The 20,621-nt window shown below is 71.9% G+C and carries 15 protein-coding genes; 6 read left to right on the top strand and 9 right to left on the bottom strand.

Annotated elements, in window-relative coordinates; translation table 11 throughout:
- The first annotated feature begins 107 nt into the window (after positions 1–107).
- The 5 genes from MFF64_RS12625 to MFF64_RS12605 all read left to right on the top strand — a co-directional run bounded on the left by MFF64_RS12625 (position 108) and on the right by MFF64_RS12605 (position 10,153).
- Entirely contained in the window at positions 108–3,245 is a 3,138-nt protein-coding gene (locus tag MFF64_RS12625) for an efflux RND transporter permease subunit (RefSeq protein WP_238191027.1), read from the top strand.
- A gap of 236 nt (positions 3,246–3,481) precedes the next feature.
- A complete protein-coding gene (locus tag MFF64_RS12620; RefSeq protein WP_238191024.1) occupies positions 3,482–4,387 on the top strand; it encodes a LysR family transcriptional regulator in 906 nt (301 codons plus the stop codon).
- 133 nt (positions 4,388–4,520) lie between these two features.
- A complete protein-coding gene (locus MFF64_RS12615) occupies positions 4,521–6,707 on the top strand; it encodes a hydroxymethylglutaryl-CoA lyase (RefSeq protein WP_238191022.1) in 2,187 nt (728 codons plus the stop codon).
- Between the two features lie 72 nt (positions 6,708–6,779).
- Positions 6,780–8,207 (top strand): MFS transporter, encoded by a 1,428-nt coding sequence (locus MFF64_RS12610; protein ID WP_238191020.1) that lies wholly within the window; start codon positions 6,780–6,782, stop codon positions 8,205–8,207.
- The gene (locus MFF64_RS12605; RefSeq protein WP_238191018.1) at positions 8,204–10,153 is read left to right on the top strand and encodes an aconitase family protein; all 1,950 of its coding nucleotides are present in this window, start codon (positions 8,204–8,206) and stop codon (positions 10,151–10,153) included. The genes MFF64_RS12610 and MFF64_RS12605 overlap by 4 nt, the downstream gene beginning before the upstream one ends.
- Before the next feature lie 103 nt (positions 10,154–10,256).
- Here MFF64_RS12605 and MFF64_RS12600 read toward each other — a convergent pair whose 3' ends face one another.
- Together MFF64_RS12600 and MFF64_RS12595 are read right to left on the bottom strand one after the other, a co-directional pair.
- Entirely contained in the window at positions 10,257–11,621 is a 1,365-nt protein-coding gene (locus MFF64_RS12600; RefSeq protein ID WP_238191016.1) for an LLM class flavin-dependent oxidoreductase, read from the bottom strand.
- A gap of 40 nt (positions 11,622–11,661) precedes the next feature.
- Positions 11,662–12,450, bottom strand: coding sequence for a MetQ/NlpA family ABC transporter substrate-binding protein (locus tag MFF64_RS12595; protein ID WP_238191014.1), 789 nt, complete (start codon positions 12,448–12,450; stop codon positions 11,662–11,664).
- 395 nt (positions 12,451–12,845) lie between these two features.
- Between MFF64_RS12595 and MFF64_RS12590 the strand changes: the two genes are divergently transcribed.
- Positions 12,846–13,796 carry an aliphatic sulfonate ABC transporter substrate-binding protein gene (locus tag MFF64_RS12590; RefSeq protein ID WP_238191012.1) on the top strand — a complete coding sequence of 317 codons (951 nt, stop codon included), beginning with the start codon at positions 12,846–12,848 and terminating at the stop codon, positions 13,794–13,796.
- A gap of 43 nt (positions 13,797–13,839) precedes the next feature.
- Here the strand turns inward: MFF64_RS12590 and MFF64_RS12585 are convergent, their stop codons facing one another.
- The 7 genes from MFF64_RS12585 to MFF64_RS12555 all read right to left on the bottom strand — a co-directional run bounded on the left by MFF64_RS12585 (position 13,840) and on the right by MFF64_RS12555 (position 20,592).
- The gene (locus MFF64_RS12585) at positions 13,840–14,655 is read right to left on the bottom strand and encodes an ABC transporter ATP-binding protein (RefSeq protein WP_238191010.1); all 816 of its coding nucleotides are present in this window, start codon (positions 14,653–14,655) and stop codon (positions 13,840–13,842) included.
- On the bottom strand, positions 14,649–15,635 hold the full coding sequence (locus MFF64_RS12580) for an ABC transporter permease (protein WP_438823070.1): 987 nt from the start codon (positions 15,633–15,635) through the stop codon (positions 14,649–14,651). Before MFF64_RS12580 ends, MFF64_RS12585 begins: the two co-directional genes overlap by 7 nt.
- A 16-nt stretch (positions 15,636–15,651) precedes the next feature.
- The gene (locus MFF64_RS12575) at positions 15,652–16,764 is read right to left on the bottom strand and encodes an ABC transporter substrate-binding protein (RefSeq protein ID WP_438823069.1); all 1,113 of its coding nucleotides are present in this window, start codon (positions 16,762–16,764) and stop codon (positions 15,652–15,654) included.
- Positions 16,757–17,305, bottom strand: a complete 549-nt coding sequence (locus MFF64_RS12570) for an OsmC family protein (RefSeq protein ID WP_238191004.1) — start codon at positions 17,303–17,305, stop codon at positions 16,757–16,759. The genes MFF64_RS12575 and MFF64_RS12570 overlap by 8 nt, the downstream gene beginning before the upstream one ends.
- 177 nt (positions 17,306–17,482) lie before the next feature.
- Positions 17,483–17,614 (bottom strand): hypothetical protein, encoded by a 132-nt coding sequence (locus MFF64_RS37835; protein ID WP_273557150.1) that lies wholly within the window; start codon positions 17,612–17,614, stop codon positions 17,483–17,485.
- A 576-nt stretch (positions 17,615–18,190) separates the two neighbouring features.
- Entirely contained in the window at positions 18,191–19,765 is a 1,575-nt protein-coding gene (locus tag MFF64_RS12560) for a nitric oxide reductase activation protein NorD (RefSeq protein ID WP_238191003.1), read from the bottom strand.
- Complete coding sequence (locus MFF64_RS12555; protein ID WP_438823068.1) at positions 19,762–20,592, bottom strand: CbbQ/NirQ/NorQ/GpvN family protein; 831 nt, start codon at positions 20,590–20,592, stop codon at positions 19,762–19,764. Before MFF64_RS12555 ends, MFF64_RS12560 begins: the two co-directional genes overlap by 4 nt.
- Positions 20,593–20,621: the final 29 nt, after the last annotated feature.

Raw genomic sequence — 20,621 nt, 5'->3', positions numbered from 1 at the left:
TGCGGCTCCTGAAGAGCCCGCACCCTGTCCGCCGCCGAACCGGTCCCCCTCGGCGGTCGACGCACAAGCCCCCTGACCCGAGACCCCCAACCGCGGCGAGGCCGTCCTTGTCCCTGAACGTTTCCTCCTGGGCGATCCGCAAGCCGCTGCCGTCCATCCTGATCTCCCTGATCCTGCTGATCCTCGGCTGGATGAGCTTCACCAAGCTGCCGGTCACGCGGCTGCCCTCGGCGGACATCCCGATCATCTCGGTGGCGGTGGCGCAGTTCGGGGCGGCGCCGGCCGAGCTGGAGACCCAGGTCACCAAGACCATCGAGGACGGGGTCTCGGGCGTCGAGGGCGTGCGCCACATTTCCTCGACCGTCACCGACGGCATCTCGGTGACGACGGTGCAGTTCCGCCTCGAGACCAATACCGACCGGGCGCTCAACGACGTCAAGGACGCCATCACCCGCATCCAGGCCGACCTGCCGCGCAACGCCGAGACGCCGCTGATCCAGCGGGTCGACGTGGTCGGCCTGCCGATCGTGACCTACGCGGCGGCGGCGCAGGGCAAGACGCCCGAGCAGCTCTCGTGGTTCGTCGACACGGTGGTGAAGCGGCGCCTGCAGAGCATCCGCGGCGTGGCTCAGTTCGAGACCATCGGGGGCGTCGAGCGCGAGATCCTGGTCTCCCTCGATCCCGACCGGCTCCTGGCCTACGGCCTCACCGCCGTCGACGTCAGCCGGCGTCTGCGCGGCATCAACGTCGACGTGGCCGGCGGGCGCACCCAACTCGGCGGCCAGGACTACGCCATCCGGGCGCTCGCCGGGGCCCGCTCCCTCGACGAATTGAAGGGCGTGATGATCCCGCTCTCCACCGGCGGGCAGATCCGGCTGCAGGATCTCGGCGTCGTCACCGACACGGTCGCGGACCGACGCACCTTCGCGAGCCTCGACACCAAGCCGGTCGTTGCCTTCGGCATCAAGCGCGCCAAGGGCGCCAGCGACGTGGTCGTCGCCCAGGCGGTTCAGGCCAAGGTCGACCAGATCCAGGCGGAGTATCCCGACGTCAAGCTGACGCTGATCGACACCTCGGTCGACTACACGGTCGGCAACTACGAGGCGGCGATCAAGACGCTGTTCGAGGGCGCCGCCCTTGCCGTCATCGTGGTGTTCCTGTTCCTGCGCAACCTGCGCACGACGATCATCGTCGCGGTGTCGCTGCCGCTGTCGATCTTCCCGGCCTTCTGGGCCATGGACATGCTCGGCTTCTCGCTCAACCTGGTGAGCTTCCTCGCGGTCACGCTCTCCACCGGCATCCTGGTCGACGATTCGATCGTCGAGATCGAGAACATCGTCCGCCACATCCGCATGGGCAAGTCGCCCTACCAGGCGGCGATCGACGCCGCCGACGAGATCGGGCTCGCGGTCATCGCGATCAGCTTCACGATCGTGGCGATCTTCGCGCCCGCGAGCTTCATGGGCGGCATCGCCGGCCAGTTCTTCAAGCAGTTCGGCATCACGATCGCCGTGCAGGTGCTGTTCTCGCTGCTCGCCGCCCGCTTCGTCACCCCGATGCTCGCCGCCTACATCATGAAGCCGGAGGTGCACGAGGAGAAACCGCCGGGCCGGGTCGAGCGGGCCTATGTCTGGCTCGTGGGCAAGTCGGTGAAGTACTACCTGCTGACCGTGCTTCTCGGCATCGGGCTGTTCGCCGCCTCGATCGCCAGCATGCGGCTCCTGTCCGAGGGCTTCCTGCCGGCGCAGGACACCGCCCGCTCGCTGCTCGCGATCGAGCTGCCGCCGGGCTCCCTCGTCTCCGACACGCAGCGGGTGACCGACGCCATCGTCACCGACCTGCGCAAGATCCCGGAGGTGAAGAGCGTCTTCGTCAATGGCGGGCACGTGCCGCAGGGCACCGCCGAGGTGCGCCGCGCCTCGCTGATCCTGAACTACACCAACAAGTCCGAGCGCACGATCACCCAGCACGCCCTCGAGCAGCAGGTCGAGCGGCGCCTGCAGGAGATCCCCGACATCCGCTACTGGTTCCTCGACGAGAACGGGCTGAGGGCGATCTCCCTCGTCGTCAACGGTCAGGACAGCCGCACCGTCGCGAGCGTGGCCAACGAGCTCGCGAACCAGATGCGCCGGCTGCCGACGGTGGCCAACGTGATCTCGGGCGCCACCCTGGACCGGCCGGAGCTGCGCATCCGCCCGCGCATGGACCTCGCGGCCCGCTTCGGCATCACCGCCGACACGCTGTCGGAGACGATCCGCGTCGCCACCATCGGCGACGTCGGTCCCGCCCTCGCCAAGTTCGACGCCGGCGACCGGCTGGTCCCAGTCCGGGTCCAGCTCGACGACACCGCGCGGCTCAACTGGGCGGTGATCGAGGGCCTGCGCATCCCGAGTCCAGCAGCGAAGGGCGGCGTGCCGCTCTCGGCCGTGGCCGATCTGAGCTTCCAGGACGGGCCGGCCAACATCTCCCGCTACGACCGCGAGCGCCAGGCGACGGTGGCGGCGGATCTCGTCGGTACCGCGGCGCTCGGCGACGTGCTCAAGAGCATCGACGCCCTGCCGGTGATGAAGAACCTGCCCAAGGGCGTGCAGGTGAGCCAGTCGGGCGACGCCGAGAACCTCGCCGAACTCTCCGCCGGCTTCGCCGAGGTGATGCAGGCCGGCCTGCTGATGGTCTACGCCGTGCTGGTGATGCTGTTCGGCTCCTTCCTGCACCCGGTCACCATCCTGTTCTCCCTGCCGCTCTCCCTCGGCGGCGCCGTGATGGCGCTGCTCGTAACCGGCAAGCAGCTCACCACGCCGGTCTGGATCGGCATCCTGATGCTGATGGGCATCGTCACCAAGAACGCCATCATGCTGGTGGAATTCGCCATCGAGGCGATGCGCCACGGCATGGGCCGCAACGAGGCGATCATCGATGCTGGACGCAAGCGCGCCCAGCCGATCGTGATGACCACCATCGCGATGGTGGCCGGCATGGTGCCGAGCGCCCTCGCGGTCGGGGCCGGCGGCGAGTTCCGCTCGCCGATGGCGATCGCCGTCATCGGCGGCCTGCTGTTCTCGACCATCCTGTCGCTGATCTTCGTGCCGGCGGTGTTCTGCCTCATGTGCGTGATCGCCGACCTGCCGAAGCGCCTCTATCGGGGCGTCATGGGCCGGGTCGGGGGGCGGCGCGCTCGCAGCTCCGAAGGCGAGGCCCCCGCCGCCGGCGAGGCCCGACACGGCCTCGCCTCGCCCGGGGAGTGACCGGCGATCGCCCCGCCGATGCTGCCGGGGAAGCGCCGGCAGCTTGGCCGGCGATGCCGCCGCTCTGAAGCATGAGCGGTGCGAGGCGTGTAACGCGCACCATCCCGCGGCCGGCGGCCGGGATCCCGTTCCGAGGTCGGGTCCGGGCCGGCTCGACGAGGGGCGGCAGGCTCTCTGTGGCCCTGGCGATCGGACGCGCTTAAGGTTCCCCCGCACCGTCGAGCCAGCGAGGCATCATGGCGCCGGACTGGATCACGCTGCGCATCTTCCTGGCGGCCCTCGATCTCGGCAGCCTGACCGGTGCGGCCACCCGGTGCGGCATCGCGGTGTCGGCGGCGGCGCGGCGGATCCAGGATCTCGAGGCCGCCCACGGCGTGCAGCTTCTCGCACGCTCCGCCCGGGGTGTGCGCCCGACCGCCGCCGGCGAGGTGCTGGCGGCCCATGCACGCGCGCTCCTCGCCATGGAGCAGCGGCTCGGCGACGACCTGCGGGCGATGGCGGCGGGGGAGATCGGGCGGGTGCGCCTCGACGCCACCGCCTCGGTCATCGTCGGCCACCCCTTGCCGGAGCACTTGGCGGCATTCCGGCGGCGATATCCCGGCATCGCGGTCGAGCTCGCGGAGGTCACCAGCGCCGCGGCCCTGCGCAATGTCGGCGAGGGCCGGGCGGATCTCGGGTTCATCACCACCGACAAGGTCGTGCCGCCGGAGATCGAGGTGCGGCCCTGGCGCGAGGACCGCCTGCTCGCCGTCGCCCCGGCGGCTTGGCGCCCCCGGCTGCCGGAGCGCCTGCCCTTCGCGGCCTTGATCGATGAGCCGCTGGTCGGTCTCGTCGCCGGCGGTGCCCTGGCAGTGCTCCTCGAGGAGGCGGCCGAGCGGCTGGGCCGCGCCTTGCGCTACAGCTTCGTCACCGCGAGCCCGGACGCCGCGGTCCGCCTGGTGGCCGCCGGCCACGGCATCACGGTGATGCCGGACGGGGTGATGCGGGTCTACGGCGATCATCTCGGCCTCGTCGGCATCCCCCTCGACGAGCCGTGGGCGCGGCGTACGGTCCGCCTCGTCAGCCGGCCCGGGCCGGAACTGCCCGCTGCCGCCCGGCGCCTGCTCGGCGTTCTCTCAGGAAGCGAAGGCGAGGCGGTCTGAGCCTCCGGCATTCGCCGATCGCGAACACTCCCTTCGCCAATCAGCGCTTCCCGGCTCCGACCGTGGGGCGCAGTCTCCCGCGACAGCCAAACAGATCCGCGTTGAGACGCGGGACGAGCAGGGAGAGAGCGCCATGGCCGAGGTCCCGGCTGCGCCCGTCGTGGTGATTCGCGAGGTCGGCCCGCGCGATGGCCTGCAGAACGCGAAGGCGGTGATGCCGACCGCGGGCAAGCTCGCCTGGATCGCCGCCATGGCGGAAGCCGGCCTCGCCGAGATGGAGGTCGCGAGCTTCGTGCCCCCCGCGGCGATGCCGCAGATGGCCGATGCCGCCGAAGTGACCCGGGCGGTGCGGGCGCGGCATCCGTCCTTACGCGCGGTGGCGCTGGCGCCCAACCTGCGGGGTGCGAGAGACGCGGCGGCGGCGGGCGCTCAAGGAATCATCGTCCCGGTCTCGGCGAGCGAGGCGCATAGCCGCGCCAATGTCCGGCGCGCGCGGGACGAGCAGGTCGCGGAGGTCCGCCGCGTGGTCGGCTGGGCCCGCGGCCTCGGGGCAGATCGGCCGGTGATCGAGGCCGGCATCTCGACGGCCTTCGGCTGCTCGCTCCAGGGCGCCGTGCCGGAGCGCGACGTGGTCGCGCTGGCCCGCGCCCTCGTCGAGGCCGGCGCCGACCTGGTGGCCCTCGCCGACACCCTCGGCTACGCCACGCCCTCTCACATTCGCCGCCTGGTGCGGGCGGTACGGGCCGAGATCGGGCCCGACCGGCTCGGTAACCTCCACCTCCACGACACCCTCGGCACGGCGCTCGCCAACGCGATGGCGGGGCTGGAGGAGGGGGTGCGCGGCTTCGACGGGGCGCTCGGCGGCCTCGGCGGCTGCCCGTTCGCGCCGGGATCGGTCGGCAACGTCGCGACGGAAGACCTCGTCCATTTGCTCGAAGCGGAGGGCGTCCGGACCGGCATCGACCTCGCGCGCCTGATCACCGCCCGGGAGGCCCTGCACGCGGGCTTGCCCTCCGAGCCGCTGCAGGGCCGGGTGGCGGCCGCCGGTGTGCCGCCGACCTATCGAACGGCCGCGAAGCCGACACCGGAGCCGGATGCCAAGTCGCCGGGGCCGCTCGCCGGCATCCGGGTGGTCGAGTTCAGCCACATGGTAATGGGGCCGAGCTGCGGCATGATCCTGGCCGATCTCGGTGCCGACGTGATCAAGGTCGAGCCTGGGCCGCGGGGCGACAACACCCGCCGGCTCACCGGCGCGGCGCTCGGCTTCTTCCCGACCTTCAACCGCAACAAGCGCTCGATCTGCCTCGACCTGAAGCGGCCGGAGGGCGCAGCCGCCGCGCGCCGGCTCGTCGCCGGAGCCGACGTGGTGCTGGAGAACTTCCGCCCCGGCGCGATGGAGGCCCTGGGCTTCGGCTACGCCGCGCTCGCGAGCGTCAACCCGCGCCTCGTCTACTGCTCGTGCAAGGGGTTCCTGCCCGGCCCCTACGAGCACCGCGTCGCCCTGGACGAGGTGGTGCAGATGATGGGGGGCCTCGCCTACATGACCGGCCCGCCGGGCCGGCCGCTGCGGGCGGGCTCCTCGGTCAACGACATCATGGGAGGGATGTTCGGCGCCCTCGCGATCCTGGCCGCCCTGCGCGAGCGCGCGGCCACCGGCCGCGGCGGCCTCGTCCAGTCCGGCCTGTTCGAGACCAACATGGTGCTGATGGCCCAGCACATGGCCCGCGCGGCGATCGAGGGCGAGGACCCGGAGCCGTTCGGCGATCCGGCGATGCGCAAGCCCTGGCCAGTCTACGACGTCTTCGCCGCCGCCGAGCCCGGCGAGCAGGTCTTCGTCGGCGTCGTCGGCGAGGGGCAGTGGCGGGCCTTCTGCGACGCGTTCGGCCTCGACGACCTGCGCGACGATCCCGCCCTCGCGACGATGCGCCAGCTCGCCGAGGCACGGCCGCGGATCCTGCCGCGGGTGGCCCAGGTCTTCGCCGCCCTGCCGAAGGCCGAGCTGATGGCGCGGCTCGAGGCGCTCGGCGTGCCGTTCGCGCCGATCGCGAAGCCCAGCGACCTGTTCTCCGATCCCCACCTCCTCGCCTCGGGCGGGCTCTTAGCCGTCGATCTCGCCGGTGCCGAGGGGGCGCGGGAGCCCCGCGCGGCGGGCGCCGGGCTGCCGGGCCTGCCGGTCTCCTTCGGCGACGGCCGGCCCGGCCTGCGCCGCCAGCCGCCGCGCGCGGGCGAGCACGGACGCGAGGTGCTGCGCGAGGCCGGCCTGACCGAGGACGAGATCGCGGGGCTCGCCGAAGGCGGCATCCTCGCGGGCGCCGCATGACCTGAGTTCACGTCCCCGCACGGCGCGTCAGACGCCGGCGGGTCCCTCGAGGAAACCGCCAGGAGGCTACCCATGACCCTCACCGTCGCGCAGGCCGTCCCCATCGCGGCCGCCGAGGCGCCCGTCGTCGCCGGTGCCGGGACGATCTCGGCCCGTCTCGACCGGCTCCCCGCCACCCGCACCGTGTGGCGGCTGGTGATGCTGCTCGGCCTCGGCTTCTTCTTCGAGCTCTACGACCTGCTGTTCACCGGCGTCGTCGCGCCCGGGCTGGTGAAGTCCGGCATCCTGACGCCAACGACCCACGGCCTGTTCGGCACGACGGGCGTCGCGAGCTTCGTCGCCGCCCTGTTCTCGGGGCTGTTCCTCGGCACCATTGCGTGCGGCTTCCTGTCGGACCGCTTCGGGCGCCGGTCGATCTTCACCTGGTCGCTCCTGTGGTACTGCGCCGCCAACGGCGTTATGGCGTTCCAGGATACGGCGTTCGGGGTCAACCTCTGGCGCTTCATCGCCGGGCTCGGCATCGGCGTCGAGATCGTCACCATCGGCACCTACGTCTCGGAGCTGGTGCCCAAGCACCTGCGCGGGCGTGCCAACGCGCTCTGCCAGGCCTTCGGCTTCTCGGCGGTGCCGGTCGTCGCCTACCTCGCCTACCTCCTGGTGCCGCACGCGCCGCTCGGCCTCGACGGCTGGCGCTGGGTGGTGCTGATCGGCTGCATCGGCGCGGTCTTCGTCTGGTGGCTGCGCCGCGAATTGCCGGAGAGCCCGCGCTGGCTCGCCATGAAGGGCCGGCTCGACGAGGCCGACCGGGTGATGACCGGGCTCGAGCGCGCCGTCGAGCGCGACATCGGCCGGCCGCTGCCACCGCCGGGCCCGGCCGAGACGGTGGTGCACCACACCCGGTTCGCCGAGATGTGGGCGCCTCCCTACGGCCGGCGCGCCGTGATGATGATCCTGTTCAACATCTTCCAGACGATCGGCTATTACGGCTTCGCCAACTGGGTTCCGACGCTGCTCATCAAGCAGGGCATCACCGTGACGACGAGCCTCGGCTACACCACGCTGATCGCGCTCGCCGCCCCCGTCGGCCCGCTCATCGGCCTCCTCATCGCCGACCGGTTCGAGCGCAAGCACGTCATCGTGGCGATGGCCGGGGTCAACATCGTCTGCGGGCTGCTGTTCTCGCAGGCCTCGAGCGCCGTCGCGATCGTGAGCCTCGGGGTGATGCTGACGCTCGCCGGCAACATCATCTCGTACAGCTATCATACCTACCAGCAGGAGCTGTTCCCGACCGGGATCCGCACCCGGGCGGTCGGTTTCGTCTATTCCTGGAGCCGGTTCTCGGCGATCGTGAACGCCTTCCTGATCGCGTTCATGCTGGAGCATTTCGGGGTGACCGGGGTGTTCGTGTTCATCGCCGGCGCGATGAGCGTGGTGATGCTGACGATCGGCCTGATGGGGCCGCGCACCACCGGGCTCGAACTCGAGAAGATCTCCCATTGAGCGCACCCGCCACCCTCGCGCTGCCCGGGCGCGTCCTTCACCTCGCGGCGGATCCGGATCTGGTCCGCCGCCAGCTCGCCGGCGAGGACCTCTCCCTCGCCGACGCCCATCCCCTGCGGGCCGAGATCTCGACCGACGAGATCACGCCGGTGCCCTCGCTGGTCCATTTCGACGCGACGCTTGCCGGCCACGCCCATATCGGCTTCCGGGCCGGGGACGAGACGCCGATCGCGCCCGGCGCGCTCAAAGCCGGCGGGTTCTCGGTGCTGGTGGGGGGAGCGCGCTACGGCAAGGGCTCCTCGCGCGAGCACGCGCCGCTGGCCGAGCGACTCTCCGGCATCCGCCTGGTGATCGCCGAGAGCTTCGAGCGCATCTACCGCCAGAACGCTGACAATCTCGGGCTCTTCACCTCGACGGACATGAGCCTCGTCGCCCGTGTCCAAGCCGGCGAGGCGGTGACGGTGGACGAGCTCGTCGCCGGCCGCGATCCCCTCGCGGCCGCGATCCTGCGCGCCGGCGGGCTCCTCCCCTACGGTCGGACCCAGCTCGCCGGGGCCCGGCCCGCCCCGCTTCCCGACGACGGCCGGCCGCGGACCTACTTCGAGAAGGTCGTGCGGCGCCACGCGCTGGCGACGCCGTCATGCCCGTCGGTCGGGGAGGCGGGTCAGAGCGGCTTCGTGCGCGCGGATCTGCGCTTCATCCATGACATCTACACCGGCATGGCCCGCCACCTGCTGGGGGAGACGTTCGGGGGCGATCTCGCCCTGCACGATCCCGCCTCGATCCTCGCCTTCGAGGACCACTACTCCTACACGCATCTCAGCCACGCCCATCGGCACCTGATGCCCCACGTCGCCGCGGCGTCGCGCGCCCACCGCGCCTTCGTGGCCGAGCACGGCCTCACCCACCACGGATACCTCGCCGACGGGCCGGGCTCGGAGGGCATCTCGCACGCGCTGATGGCCGAACGCTACGCGCTCCCGGGCCAGCTCGTGGTCGGCACCGATTCGCACACGCCGCATGCCGGTGCGCTCGGCTGCGTTGCCTTCGGGGTCGGCACGACCGACATCGCCAACGCCTTCGTCACCGGCGCGGTGCGGTTCGCGATGCCGGAGAGCGTCCGGGTCGCGCTCAACGGCGCGTTGCCCCCGGGCGTCGGCGCCAAGGACATCGTGCTGCACCTCCTGGCGCGCCCTGAGATCCGTGCCGGGCTCGGCGTCGGCCGGGTGTTCGAGTTCGTCGGCGACGCGGTCGCGGCGCTCTCCACCGACGAGCGGGCGACGCTCACCAACATGACCGCCGAGCTCGGCGGCTTCACCGGCGTCGTCGCGCCCGATGCCGAGACCCTGCGCTTCCTGAAGGAGCGCCGCGGCGCGGCGCCCGCCCTGGAGGACTGGATGCGCAGCGACCCGGGCGCCGCCTACGCGGCCGAAGTCACGGTGGAGGTGGCGTCGCTGTCGCCGATGCTGGCGCGCCCGGGAGATCCCGGCAACGGCATCGCGCTCGACGCCCTCGAGGCTCCGGTGACGATCGACATCGCCTATGGCGGCTCGTGCACCGCCGGCAAGCGGGAGGATTTCGACCGCTACCACGAGGTCCTGTCCTGGGCGGCGGCGCGCGGCCTCACGGTCGCGCCGGGGGTTCGGCTGATCCTGCAGTTCGGCACCCTCGACGTGCGCCGCTACTGCGAGGCGAAGGGCTACCTCGAGACCTTCGCGGCGGTCGGCGCGGAGGTGATGCAGCCCGCCTGCGGCGCCTGCGCCAATTGCGGCCCGGGCGCCTCGGAGACCCGCGAGCAAGTCACGATCTCGGCCATCAACCGCAACTTCCCGGGGCGGTCGGGACCCGGGCAGGTCTGGCTCGCCAGCCCCGCCACGGTGGCGGCGAGCGCGATCGCCGGCCGCATTGCGGGCTTTCGGGATCTGAAGCGGGATCAGGTGGCGTGACGATCCGCGGAGTCCCGATCGATCGCTCCTGCGATGCTCACGGTCGTCCGCCTGTCGAATGGCGTTGTACCTGCCATCGGCCGCGGCCGCACCGCGAGGCCGATCACGCCGCACCGGAGGCGTGCCGGTGGCCCGCCGCCGGATGCGCCGCGTCGACCCGGTCGCGCCCGAACAGCTTCCGCCGCAGCGGACCGTCGCGATACGCGGTCGGGTAGCGCCCCCGCCGCTGCAGCTCGGGAACGACGAACTCGACCACGTCGGCGAAGGTCTCGTGCGCCACCACGTAGGCGAGGTTGAACCCGTCGACGCCCGTCGCCGCCACGAAGGCTTCCAGCGCGTCGCACACGGTCGCGGGCGAGCCGCAGAAGACCGGCCCGATCCCGCCGATCCCGACGTGTTCGGCCACCTCCCGCACCGTCCAGACCCGGCTCGGATCCGCCCGCGTGACGTTGTCCATCGCCGTGCGCCCGGCGTCGTTCTCGACGTGCCGGACCTGGGCGTCGAGGTCGAGGGTCGAGAAGTCGACCCCGGTCCAGCCCGACATCAGCGCCAGCGCCCCCTCGTGGCTGACGTAGGAGCGGTACTCGGCGAGCTTGGCCTGCGCCCGCGCGTCAGTCTCGGCGACCACGAGGGTGGCGAGCGCGTAGATCAGGAGGTCGCCCGGCGCCCGGCCCTCGTCGGACGCCGCCTGCCGGAGCGCGGCAACGCGCGGGGCGATCACCTGCGGCGAGGGCCCCGACACGAACACGCATTCGGCGTGGCGGGCCGCGAAGCCGCGGCCCTTGGGCGAGGTCCCGGCCTGGTAGATCACCGGTGTGCGCTGCGGCGAGGGCTCGCCGAGATGCACGCCCTCGACCCGGAAATGCGGGCCCTCGTGCCGGATCGCCCGGACCCGGGAGGAATCGGTGAACACGCCCGCCGCCCGATCGCGCCGCACCGCGCGATCGTCCCAGCTGCCCTCCCACAGGGCGTAGACGACGGCCATGTACTCCTCGGCGAGGTCGTAGCGGTCGTCGTGGGCGCGCTGTCGCTCGAGCCCCATCGCGCGGGCGGCGGAATCGAGGTAGCCGGTGACCACGTTCCAGCCGATGCGGCCGCTCGTCAGGTGGTCGAGCGTCGTCATGCGGCGGGCGAGCAGGTAGGGCGCCTCGTAGGACAGGTTCACGGTGACGCCGAAGCCGAGATGCTCGGTCACCGCCGCCATCGCCGGCACGACGAGGAGCGGATCGTTGACCGGCACCTGTGTGGCGTGCCGCAGGGCGGCGGCGGGCGAGCCGCCATAGACGTCGTAGAGCCCGACCACGTCGGCGAGGAACACGCCGTCGAAGCCGCCGCGCTCGAGCAGCCGGGCGAGGTCGGTCCAGTAGGCGAGGGTGTTGTACGCGCCCGAGCGATCGCGGGGGTGGCGCCACAGGCCGGGCGACTGGTGCCCGACGCAGTTCATCTCGAAGGCATTGAAGCGGATCATGGCTCGACCGGGGCGAGGGAAGGCAGGAGATCGCCCGACGCTACCACGTCGGCACGTAGGCGCCCTTGAAGCGGGCGAGCACGAAGTCCTTCACCGGCTGCGAGCGGTAGGCCTCGACCAGCGTGCGCACCCACGGCTTGTCGCGGTCGGCCTCGCGCACCGCGATGATGTTGACCCACGGCCCCTCCACCGGCTCCCGGATCAGCGGGTCGGTCACCGGCGAGAGGCCGGCCTGGATGGCGTAGTTGTTGTTGATCGAGGCGGCGTCGACGTCGTCGAGCGCGCGGGCGAGCTGGGCGGCGTCGAGCTCGACGAAGCGGAAGCGCTTCGGGTTGCCGGCGATGTCGGCGATGGTGGCGGTGCCGCTGGCCGGGTCCTTGAGCGTGATCACCCCGTTGGCGTGCAGGATCTGCAGCGAGCGGGCGCCGTTCGACGGGTCGTTCTGGATCGCGATCGTGGCGCCCGCGGGCAGATCCTCGATGCGCTTGAAGCGCTTGGAGTAGATGCCCTGCGGCGAGGCGGTGGTGGTCGCGACCTTGACGAGCCTCCAGCCGGTCTTGGCGACCTGGTTGCGCAGGTAGGGCTCGTGCTGGAACGAGTTGGCGTCGAGGTCGCCGGCCGCCAGCGCCTGGTTGGGGATCACGTAGTCGGTGAACTCGACGACGGCGACGTCGAGCCCGCGCGTGGCCGCGACCTTGCGGACGACGTCGAGCACCTCGGCGTGCGGGCCGGCGGTGACCCCGACCCGGATTGCCTGCGCCGGCGCCGCGGCGGTCGAGGCGAGGACGAGCGCCGCGGCGAGGAGCGCGCGCCGTGACCAGCTGAGCATGATGAGACCCCCGAATCGTCGTGGAGCGGGACGGCCCGGGCGGCGGGTCGCTTCGCGCAAGGCCGGAGCGATGACGATCGGGCGTCGGACGCATCGCCGATACTGGGCCAGCCCGCGAGGCTGCGCCATTCCAAAGCCGAGGCTTCGAGAGAAATATTATTCCCTGCTCTGCCGAGAGAAGAGAAGCGATTTCTCAGGTCGTCGGGAGGCAAGTTCCCAGGTGCCGCTCACGTCGCCGAGGTCGGAATATCTCGCCAGAACTGTCGGAAACGCGGGGGAATCCCACCCGTGGTTCCTTGCACGCCGAACTCATCGTGATCTATCGGTATCGTCATCCTGCCCTGGTGGCGCGGGTCCTTCCGCGTCATTCCACCATCATCCGAGGATCCGATCCGATGCCGACCTCCCGCCGAACCCTGCTCGCGGGCCTTGCGGCCTCGGCCGTCCTGAGCCGCAGCGCGCGCGCCGCCACGACGCTCCGCATCGGCTACCAGCGCTCCTCGACGCTCATCGCGCTGCTGCGCCAGGACGGGAGCCTGGAACAGGCGCTGTCGGCGCACGGCGTCGGCCTGTCCTGGCACGAATTCACCAGCGGCCTGCCGATCATGGAGGCGCTGAATGCCGGGTCGATCGACGTCTCGGCCGACGTCGCCGATACGGTGCCGGTCTTCGCGCAGGCGGCCGGCGCGCGCATCACCTACCTCGCCCAGGAGGCGGCCTCGCCCGAGGCGCAGGCGATCCTCGTGCCGAAGGATTCGCCGGCGCGCTCCGTGGCCGACCTGAGGGGCAAGCGGATCGCGGTCACCAAGGGGGCGGGCAACCACTTCCTGGTCCTCGCCGCCCTCAAGGAGGCCGGGCTGTCCTTCCGGAGCATCGTGCCGGCCTACTTGAGCCCGGCCGACGGGCGGGCCGCGCTGGAGAGCGGCGGAGTCGAGGCCTGGGCGGCCTGGGATCCGTTTCTGACCGCGGCGCAGCGGCAGGCGGGTGCGCGCATCCTGCGCGACGGGAGCGGGCTGTCGCTCTACAAGCGCTACTACCTCGCTGCCGATTCCTACGTGGCGGCGAACGGGCCGGTGCTCGGTCTCCTCTTCGCCAAGCTCGCGCAGACCGGCGCCTGGGTGAAGGCGAACCCGGCCGAGGCCGCCGCGCGGCTCGCCGCGCTCTGGAAGCTCGAGCCCGACATCGTCCTGCAGGCCAACGCCCATCGCAGCTACCGGGTCGAGCCCGTGACCCGGGAAGGCCTCTCCGAGCAGCAGACGATCGCCGACGCGTTCCGCGCCGAGGGACTGCTGCCGCGCGCCGTCGACACCTCTGCTCTCGGGATCTGGGCGCCTCCGGTCCGCTGATCCGGTCCGGACCAGGGGGATCGAGCCGGGGTCCGGCCCGGCCTCAGGCGGTGCCGAGAAGGTCCAGGATGGCCCGACGGTCGGCGACGACCCCGGGATCCTCCCGGTGGCGCGGATAGGGCCGGTCGCACGCGATGTCCGCCCGGATCCGGGCCGGGCGATCCGAGAAGACGAGGATGCGCTGCGCCAGCATCAGGGCTTCCTCGACGTCGTGGGTCACCAGCAGGGCGGTGAAGCCCTTGTCCTGCCACAGCCGCACCAGCTCGGCCTGCATCGTCAGGCGGGTGAGCGAGTCGAGCTTGCCCAGGGGCTCGTCGAGCAGCAGCAGAGGCGGCGCGTTGACCAGGGCCCGGGCGAGCGCCACCCGCTGCGCCATGCCCCCCGAGAGCTGGTGCGGGAAGGCGTCCGAGAAGCCGGAGAGCCCGACGAGGGCCAGCGCCTCCTCGACGCGCCCGCTTTCCGCTCGCGCTCGACCGCGGGCCTCCGGGCCGACCGCGACGTTGCCGATGACGCTTCGCCAGGGATAGAGTGTCGGGTCCTGGAACACGAGGCCGCGGGACGGGTGCGGGCCGCGCAAGGGAGCGCCGTCGACGGCGATCCGGCCCTCGTTCGGCGGCTCGAGCCCGGCGACGAGGCGCAGGAGCGTCGACTTCCCGCAGCCCGAGGGCCCGAGCAGGGCCACGAAGGCGCCGGGCTCGACGTCGAACGAGACGCCGTCGAGGACCGGGAGCGGTGCCTTCCTCAGCGCGAAGGCATGGTGCACGTCGCGCAGCGAGAGGGCGGCGCCGCGGACCGGCGCGGGAACCCCCGCCGGGACGGAGTCGGGCGCCCGAGACGGCGCGATCAGGCCGGCTACCATTGGACGAGGCCCTTCTGCCAGGACAGGAGACGGTCGCGCACCCGGAACAGCAGGGTGATCAGGCCCGAGCAGGCCAGGGCCATGACGGCGAGCGCCGCGTACATGTTGGCGTAGGCCGCCCAGCCTTGCGCCCATTGCAGGTACCAGCCGAGGCCGGCCTTCACGCCCAGCATCTCGGCCACCACCAGCACCGCGAAGGAGCTGCCGAGCCCCATGAACAGGCCGACGAAGACGTGCGGCAGGGCCGCCGGGATGGCCACCTTGAGGATCAGGAAGCCCTCGCGGGCGCCCAGCGTCCGCGCCACGTCGTAATAGGCCTTGTTGACACCGGCGATGCCCGACCAGGTCAGCACCGTGACCGGAAAGCCGGTGGCGAGCGCGACGAGGAAGGTCGAGGCGGCGCCGCTCGACGGAAAGACGAAGAAGGCGAGGGGCAGCCAGGCGGTCGCCGGCAGCGGGCCGACGAAGCGCAGAACCGGGTGCACCCAGTAGCCGACGTTCCGCGACCAGCCGATCGCCACGCCGAGGGTGAAGCCGGCGAGCGCCCCGAGGGCGTAGCCGCCCGCGAGCAGGCGCAAGGAGTGCCAGACGCTGTCGGCGAGCCGCGCGTAATCCTCGACGAAGACCTCCAGGATCGCCTGCGGCGGCGGGAAGAACGGCATCGGCAGCCAGGCGCGCTTGGCGGTCGCCAGCTCCCACAGGCCGAGGAGGCCGGCGAGCACGACGAGCCAGGGCGACCAGCCCTGGATGCGCCGGACGAGGCCGGCCTCGCCGGGGTGCAGGAAGCCGGCCGCCAGGAGGAGCGCGCCGAATCCCGCGAAGCCGATGGCGAGCTCGCGGGTGAACCCGAAATCGCCGAGGTCGGGCGGCAGAGCCACGAGGGCGGAGAGCCCGATCCAGGCGGCGGCCGCCGCGACGGAGGCCAGGGCGGGGAGGAAGGCGGGGCGCCGGACGGCGCCGTCCGCGCGGACGAGGGCGATGTCGCTCACGGGCACCTCAGCTCAGGACGTCGGCATAGACGCGCTCGGCGAATTGCCTTGCGTCGGTGCGGGCGCGGATCACCTTCACGGTCTTCAGCTCGTCGACATAGGCGGCGATCTGCTGCTTGAGCTCGGCCCCGAGGGGATGGTGGTGATGGGTGTGGCTGCGCAGCATCGCGGCGAGGTCCTCGACCGAGCCCTTGCCGCCGTAGCCGGCATAGACCTTGGCGGCATAGTCGGGATCGTGGGCGACCCGGGTGCCGGCCTCGAGCAGCGCCCGGGTCAGGGCGGCGGCCACCGGGCGCTCGTCGCGCACCAGCGCGCCCCGCAGGGCCAGGATGCAGCAGGTGCGGTCGTGGTACTCGGCCGAGAGGTTGTTGGCGACCTCCGTCAGGCGGGTGTCCTTCATCCACAGGAAGGTGCGCGGGTCGCTGTCGGCGAGCGCCTGGGCCTCGCCCTTCTCGACCGCGAGTGCGAGGAGATCGAGGGGGTAGACCCGCCACTCGACGTCGCGCTCGGGATCGATGCCGCGCTTGGCCAGCAGCAGGCCGAAGAAGTTCTTGGCCGGCGAGGCCTGGTCGCTCACCGCGATCACCTTGCCCTTCAGCGCGTCCAGGCTGGTCGCCCCGGCAGATCGGGCGCCCAAGAGCCGCATGCAGCCGCCGTGGATGCCGGCCGTGACCTTGACGTCGAAGCCCTGCTCCAGGGGCTTGAGCCAGCGCAGCGCCATGCCGATGCCGGCATCCGCCTTGCCCGTGGCGATCGCCTCCAGCAGCTGCTCCGTCGAGCCGCCGAAATTGACGAACTCGACCGCGAGCCCGTGCCGGGCGAACACCCCGCTCTCCTTGGCGACAGGGGCCGCGGCGGTGCAGATCGCCGAGGCGTTCCAGGCGAGCTTGATCGGGCGCGCCGCGCCGCCCGGCGCCGGCCCCTCGGCCGCGACCCGGCAGATCGGCGCATCGCCGAGAGCCGGCACGGGCAGGAGCCCGGCGGAGGAGGGCGAGCCGAGGAGGCCGAGCGGCGTCGCGAGGCCGAGGGTGCCGGCGCGGGCGAGGAAGCGGCGGCGGGTGTGGGAGAGCGTGGGGAGCGTCATCGTCCGGGGGCGCTTCGAGGGGGGAGTGTCAGGCAGCGCGGGCGGGCGCTTCGGGGGCGCGGTGCTCGACCGTGCCGCGCACGGCTTGCGGCGCGCGCAGCAGATTGAGGATCGGGCAAGCGCGGTCGACCTCGGCTTCGAGGTGCGCCACCGCCTCGCGGGAGGCCGGCGAGACGATTCGCACAGTGTAGGCGAGGTCGTGCGGGCTGACCGGTACCGCCTCGAAGCCAGGCCGCCCGGCCCTCGGGTCGAGCTGCCCGCTCACCGCGACGTCGATCGAGTCGAGGGGCACGCCGAGGCGCGCGGCCTGAATCAGGTAGGAATGGGCGAGGCAGCTGCCGAGGATGCCGAGCTGCAGCTCCGGCGAGCCGGGTCCGAGATCGTAGCCGGCGAAGTCCGGCGGTGAGTCGGTGACGACCTGATGGTCGCGGATCCGGATCCGGCGCACGCCGCTGCGGCCCTCGACGCCGACCTGTGCGGAGAGCGGCACCGCCTCCAGGCTCCCGGCCTCGATCCGCGCCTCCCGCGCCGCCACGGCCGCGCGCTTCTCCACCAAGTATTCGTTGAGTGACGTCATGCCGGCCTCATGGGTTGATGGCGCAATCATTCGCCGCGCCTGACCTTTCGCGAGATCTTGATCTTGTCGTTGTCGATCGGAATCGTCAACGAGACGAGATTATTTTTATCTTGGCGTTTGTTGGAACAGGCGTGCGAGTCCTGGTGGACCGGCAGAAGGATTCTTCTCGGCGGCCGGTCAGGCCATGGCGCCCGCGCGGCGGGCGCCGAGCAGGACGTGAAGGATCGCGATCGCTGCGGGCTCCGCCCTGGCAAAATCCGCCGAGGCTTCGCGCATCTCAGGGGAAAACAGGGCCGTTCGCTTCGTCATGGCTCCATCCTCTCGGAGGTTGGAGCCGCCGGGAAACTCGGAGCGGTTCACGATCAACGGCACCGGCACGCCAAGACATCCGTGGCCGCGTGGATCGTCGTCGTCAGGCCGCGGCGTCACCGACCCAGGCCCCGGGCATCCGCCCCCCTTTGACCTCGCGTGCGCCCGCAATCTGCCTGCGAGCCCGGACAATCGTCCGATCCAGCATCAGCCAGTCCAGCTCGTCTCCTGCGCCCGGGCAGATCACATCTCGTCCAGAACACCACGAGAAATCCCGCCGCAGTAACGCCGCTTGAATGTATCGGTCTTGCCAAGACGATCCAAGAAGATCTGTCCGGCGACCGCCCGATCGGACCATCCACAGGAGCGCGTCGAGAAATCGCCGATTATCCGCCCGCGCTCTGCGTGGACCTTTCCGGTCCCCGGCGCCAACCGCTCGAGATGCTCCCACTGACTCGTCCGTCAGGGCATCACCACTCTGCGACATGGCCGGATCTCCTCCGACCATGCTCAACGACCTCAAGCTTGCCTCAGGCTAATGAGCGCTAATTCCTTGCTGAGATTCAGCATAAGAACTTAAAACACATGTGTGATGCGACGCCATAGATGTGGATCATCTCGGACGACGATGCACCGTGCCGGGGTGCAGATCCGAGCGAGTGCGCCCAGCTGCGCCTGAGCCAAGGCGAGGCCGAGCACGACGACGCCCTGACGCGTGAGCGTCGAGCGAGCCTCCCGAGCATCTGCGACGAGATAGGCCGGATCGTGAATGTCGATATCGGAGGGCTCACCGTCCGTCAGGACGAGCATCAGGCTCGGGCCCGGCGGAAGGGCGCGGCCGGCATGCCTCAGGGCGGCGCCCAGGCGCGTCGAGCCGCCGGGCTCGAGTGCGGCCAGTCGCTCGGCGGCGATGTCCGGGGAATCGGTCCATCGCTTGATCCAGGTTGCGCGAACGTCGTGCCGCCCTGCCGAGCGGAAGGCCATGACCGCCAAGGGGAGGTGCAAGCGTCGGAGAGAATCGACGAGGAGTTGGGCGATCTCGCGGGCCGCATCGATCAGGCGGCCGCCGCCCGGTGCCGGGTCGGCCGTCGAGAGCGAGGCGTCCATGAGGAGAAGCACCGGGACCGACACCGCGCGATGCTGGATCCGGGTGTACAGGCGTGGCTCGGGCCGGCGGCCGGAGCGTAACGGGACGATGGCATCGATCGCCGCGGCGAGGTCGAGATCGTCGCCGTCGAGCTGCCGCTTCAGCTTGATCGCGCGAGGCCTGCGCAGGAGGCGCAAGGTCCTGTCGAGGTGCGGATCGGGCGGGACCGGCGGGGCGGCGGAGGCCGGCGGCTCCTCCTCGTGCACGCTCGCCCAGTCCGGCCGGGCACAGCGGATACGGTGGTCCCACTCGGGATAGCGCCAGATACGGACCGTGGGCTCGGGCTGCGTCTCGGCCTTGGCGGCGCGGGCGGTCGCGGCGGAATCGCCCGGCCGTGGCTCCGTGCGGCTCGCGGCCTCCCGCTCGGCCTGCTCCCACAGGCCGGCATGGTCGTCGCGGTAGGCCGGCTCGACGAGGTAGGAGCGCGGGCTGAACGGCACGCGCATCTGGCCGAGGTCGTTGCCGAGCCGGTCGCCGACGCGGCGGCTGAAGCCCGGATCGGTCCAGGCGGCGGGATCGGCGAAGAAGAGCGTCCGGCCCCGCGCCACGAAGGCGTCCGGGTCGTCGGCATCGGGATCGAGCAGCGCGCGCGACAGTCGTGCCATCAGGGCCGGTGCGGTGCGCAGGATACCGGGCTCGGCGGCGTGGAAGGGCAGCCAGAGCCGGCGCAGGCCCGGCCGCTCGCGCAACGCCAGGGCCTCGACCCGGGCGTCCTCGATCAGCGACACGAGGGCGACCTGCGCGGGCCGCAGGGTGCCGGCCGCGAAGCGCCCGACGCCGTGGGCGAGGTGGGCGCCGATATGGGCGAGGCTCGCCTCGGCGAGGCGGTCGTCGGCGGCCCGCGCCGGCGCCGGTCCGTGCGGCAGCCGGATCCCGTCCTCGTCGAAGCTCGGACGCTGCGGGGGACCGCCCGGCTCCGGCGGGGGAAGCGTCGCGAGCGGGCGGGCGCGGCCCCACACGGCCCGCAGGAGCGCCGCGCGCCGTCGCTCGCCCTCCCGGCTCACGGCACCTGCGCGGCGACGGCCGCGGCGAGCGCATCGCGCAGGGCCGGATCGTCGGTCAGGGGCGTCGCGACGGCGAGCGCGCAGGCGGACGCGAAGCCGATGCCGCCCGCGATCAGGCGTCCGGCATGGATCAGCATCCGGGTCGAGGCGCCCTCGGTCAGGCCCTCTGCGACGAGCGCCCGCGACGCCGCGCCGACCCGTACGAGGCGGCGGGCGCAGATCTCGTCCACGCCCGACTCGTGCGCCACGATCGCGGCCTCGGCGTCCGGCTCCGGATAGGTGAAGGCGAGCGCCCCGAAGCGCTGCTTCGTCGATTCCTTCAGGTCCTTCTGCAGCGCCTGGTAGCCGGGGTTGTAGGAGACCACGAGGAGGAAGTCGGGATGGGCCGGCACCACCTCGCCGCTGCGCTCCAGCGGCAGCATCCGCCGCGCGTCGGTGAGCGGGTGGATCGCGACCAGGGTGTCGGAGCGCGCCTCCACCACCTCGTCGAGGTAGCACAGCGCCCCGTGGCGCACGGCGCGGGTGAGCGGCCCGTCGTGCCAGACGGTGCCCCCCGCATCGAGCAGCCAGCGCCCGACGAGGTCGGGCGCACTCATGTCCTCGTGGCAGGCGATGGTGACGAGCGGGCGGCGCAGCCGCCAGGCCATGTGCTCCAGGAAGCGGGTCTTGCCGCAGCCGGTCGGCCCCTTGAGGATCATCGGCAGCCGCGCCGCGCAGGCCGCCGCGAACAGCGCGACCTCGTCGCCGACCGGGTGGTAGTAGGGTTCGTGACGGATGAGGTAGTCGGCGAGCACGGGAGCCTGAGACGTTTGACGAGAGGGTCGCACGTCTCTCTCCCCGCACGGGGGAGAGAGGT

Source organism: Methylobacterium frigidaeris (genome assembly GCF_022179185.1).
Taxonomy (GTDB): Bacteria; Pseudomonadota; Alphaproteobacteria; order Rhizobiales; family Beijerinckiaceae; genus Methylobacterium; species Methylobacterium frigidaeris.
Note: the sequence above shows the minus strand (reverse complement) of the source record. Positions and strands in the feature narration are given on the sequence as shown.

What these genes read in the sequence shown, in the direction of transcription:
- MFF64_RS12620 (WP_238191024.1), top strand. Translation starts at nt 3,482, where the DNA reads ATGGCGCCGGACTGGATCACGCTGCGCATCTTCCTGGCGGCCCTCGAT.
- MFF64_RS12615 (WP_238191022.1), top strand. Translation starts at nt 4,521, where the DNA reads ATGGCCGAGGTCCCGGCTGCGCCCGTCGTGGTGATTCGCGAGGTCGGC.
- MFF64_RS12610 (WP_238191020.1), top strand. Translation starts at nt 6,780, where the DNA reads ATGACCCTCACCGTCGCGCAGGCCGTCCCCATCGCGGCCGCCGAGGCG.
- MFF64_RS12600 (WP_238191016.1), bottom strand. Translation starts at nt 11,621, where the DNA reads ATGATCCGCTTCAATGCCTTCGAGATGAACTGCGTCGGGCACCAGTCG.
- MFF64_RS12595 (WP_238191014.1), bottom strand. Translation starts at nt 12,450, where the DNA reads ATGCTCAGCTGGTCACGGCGCGCGCTCCTCGCCGCGGCGCTCGTCCTC.
- MFF64_RS12590 (WP_238191012.1), top strand. Translation starts at nt 12,846, where the DNA reads ATGCCGACCTCCCGCCGAACCCTGCTCGCGGGCCTTGCGGCCTCGGCC.
- MFF64_RS12585 (WP_238191010.1), bottom strand. Translation starts at nt 14,655, where the DNA reads ATGGTAGCCGGCCTGATCGCGCCGTCTCGGGCGCCCGACTCCGTCCCG.
- MFF64_RS12570 (WP_238191004.1), bottom strand. Translation starts at nt 17,305, where the DNA reads ATGACGTCACTCAACGAATACTTGGTGGAGAAGCGCGCGGCCGTGGCG.
- MFF64_RS37835 (WP_273557150.1), bottom strand. Translation starts at nt 17,614, where the DNA reads ATGACGAAGCGAACGGCCCTGTTTTCCCCTGAGATGCGCGAAGCCTCG.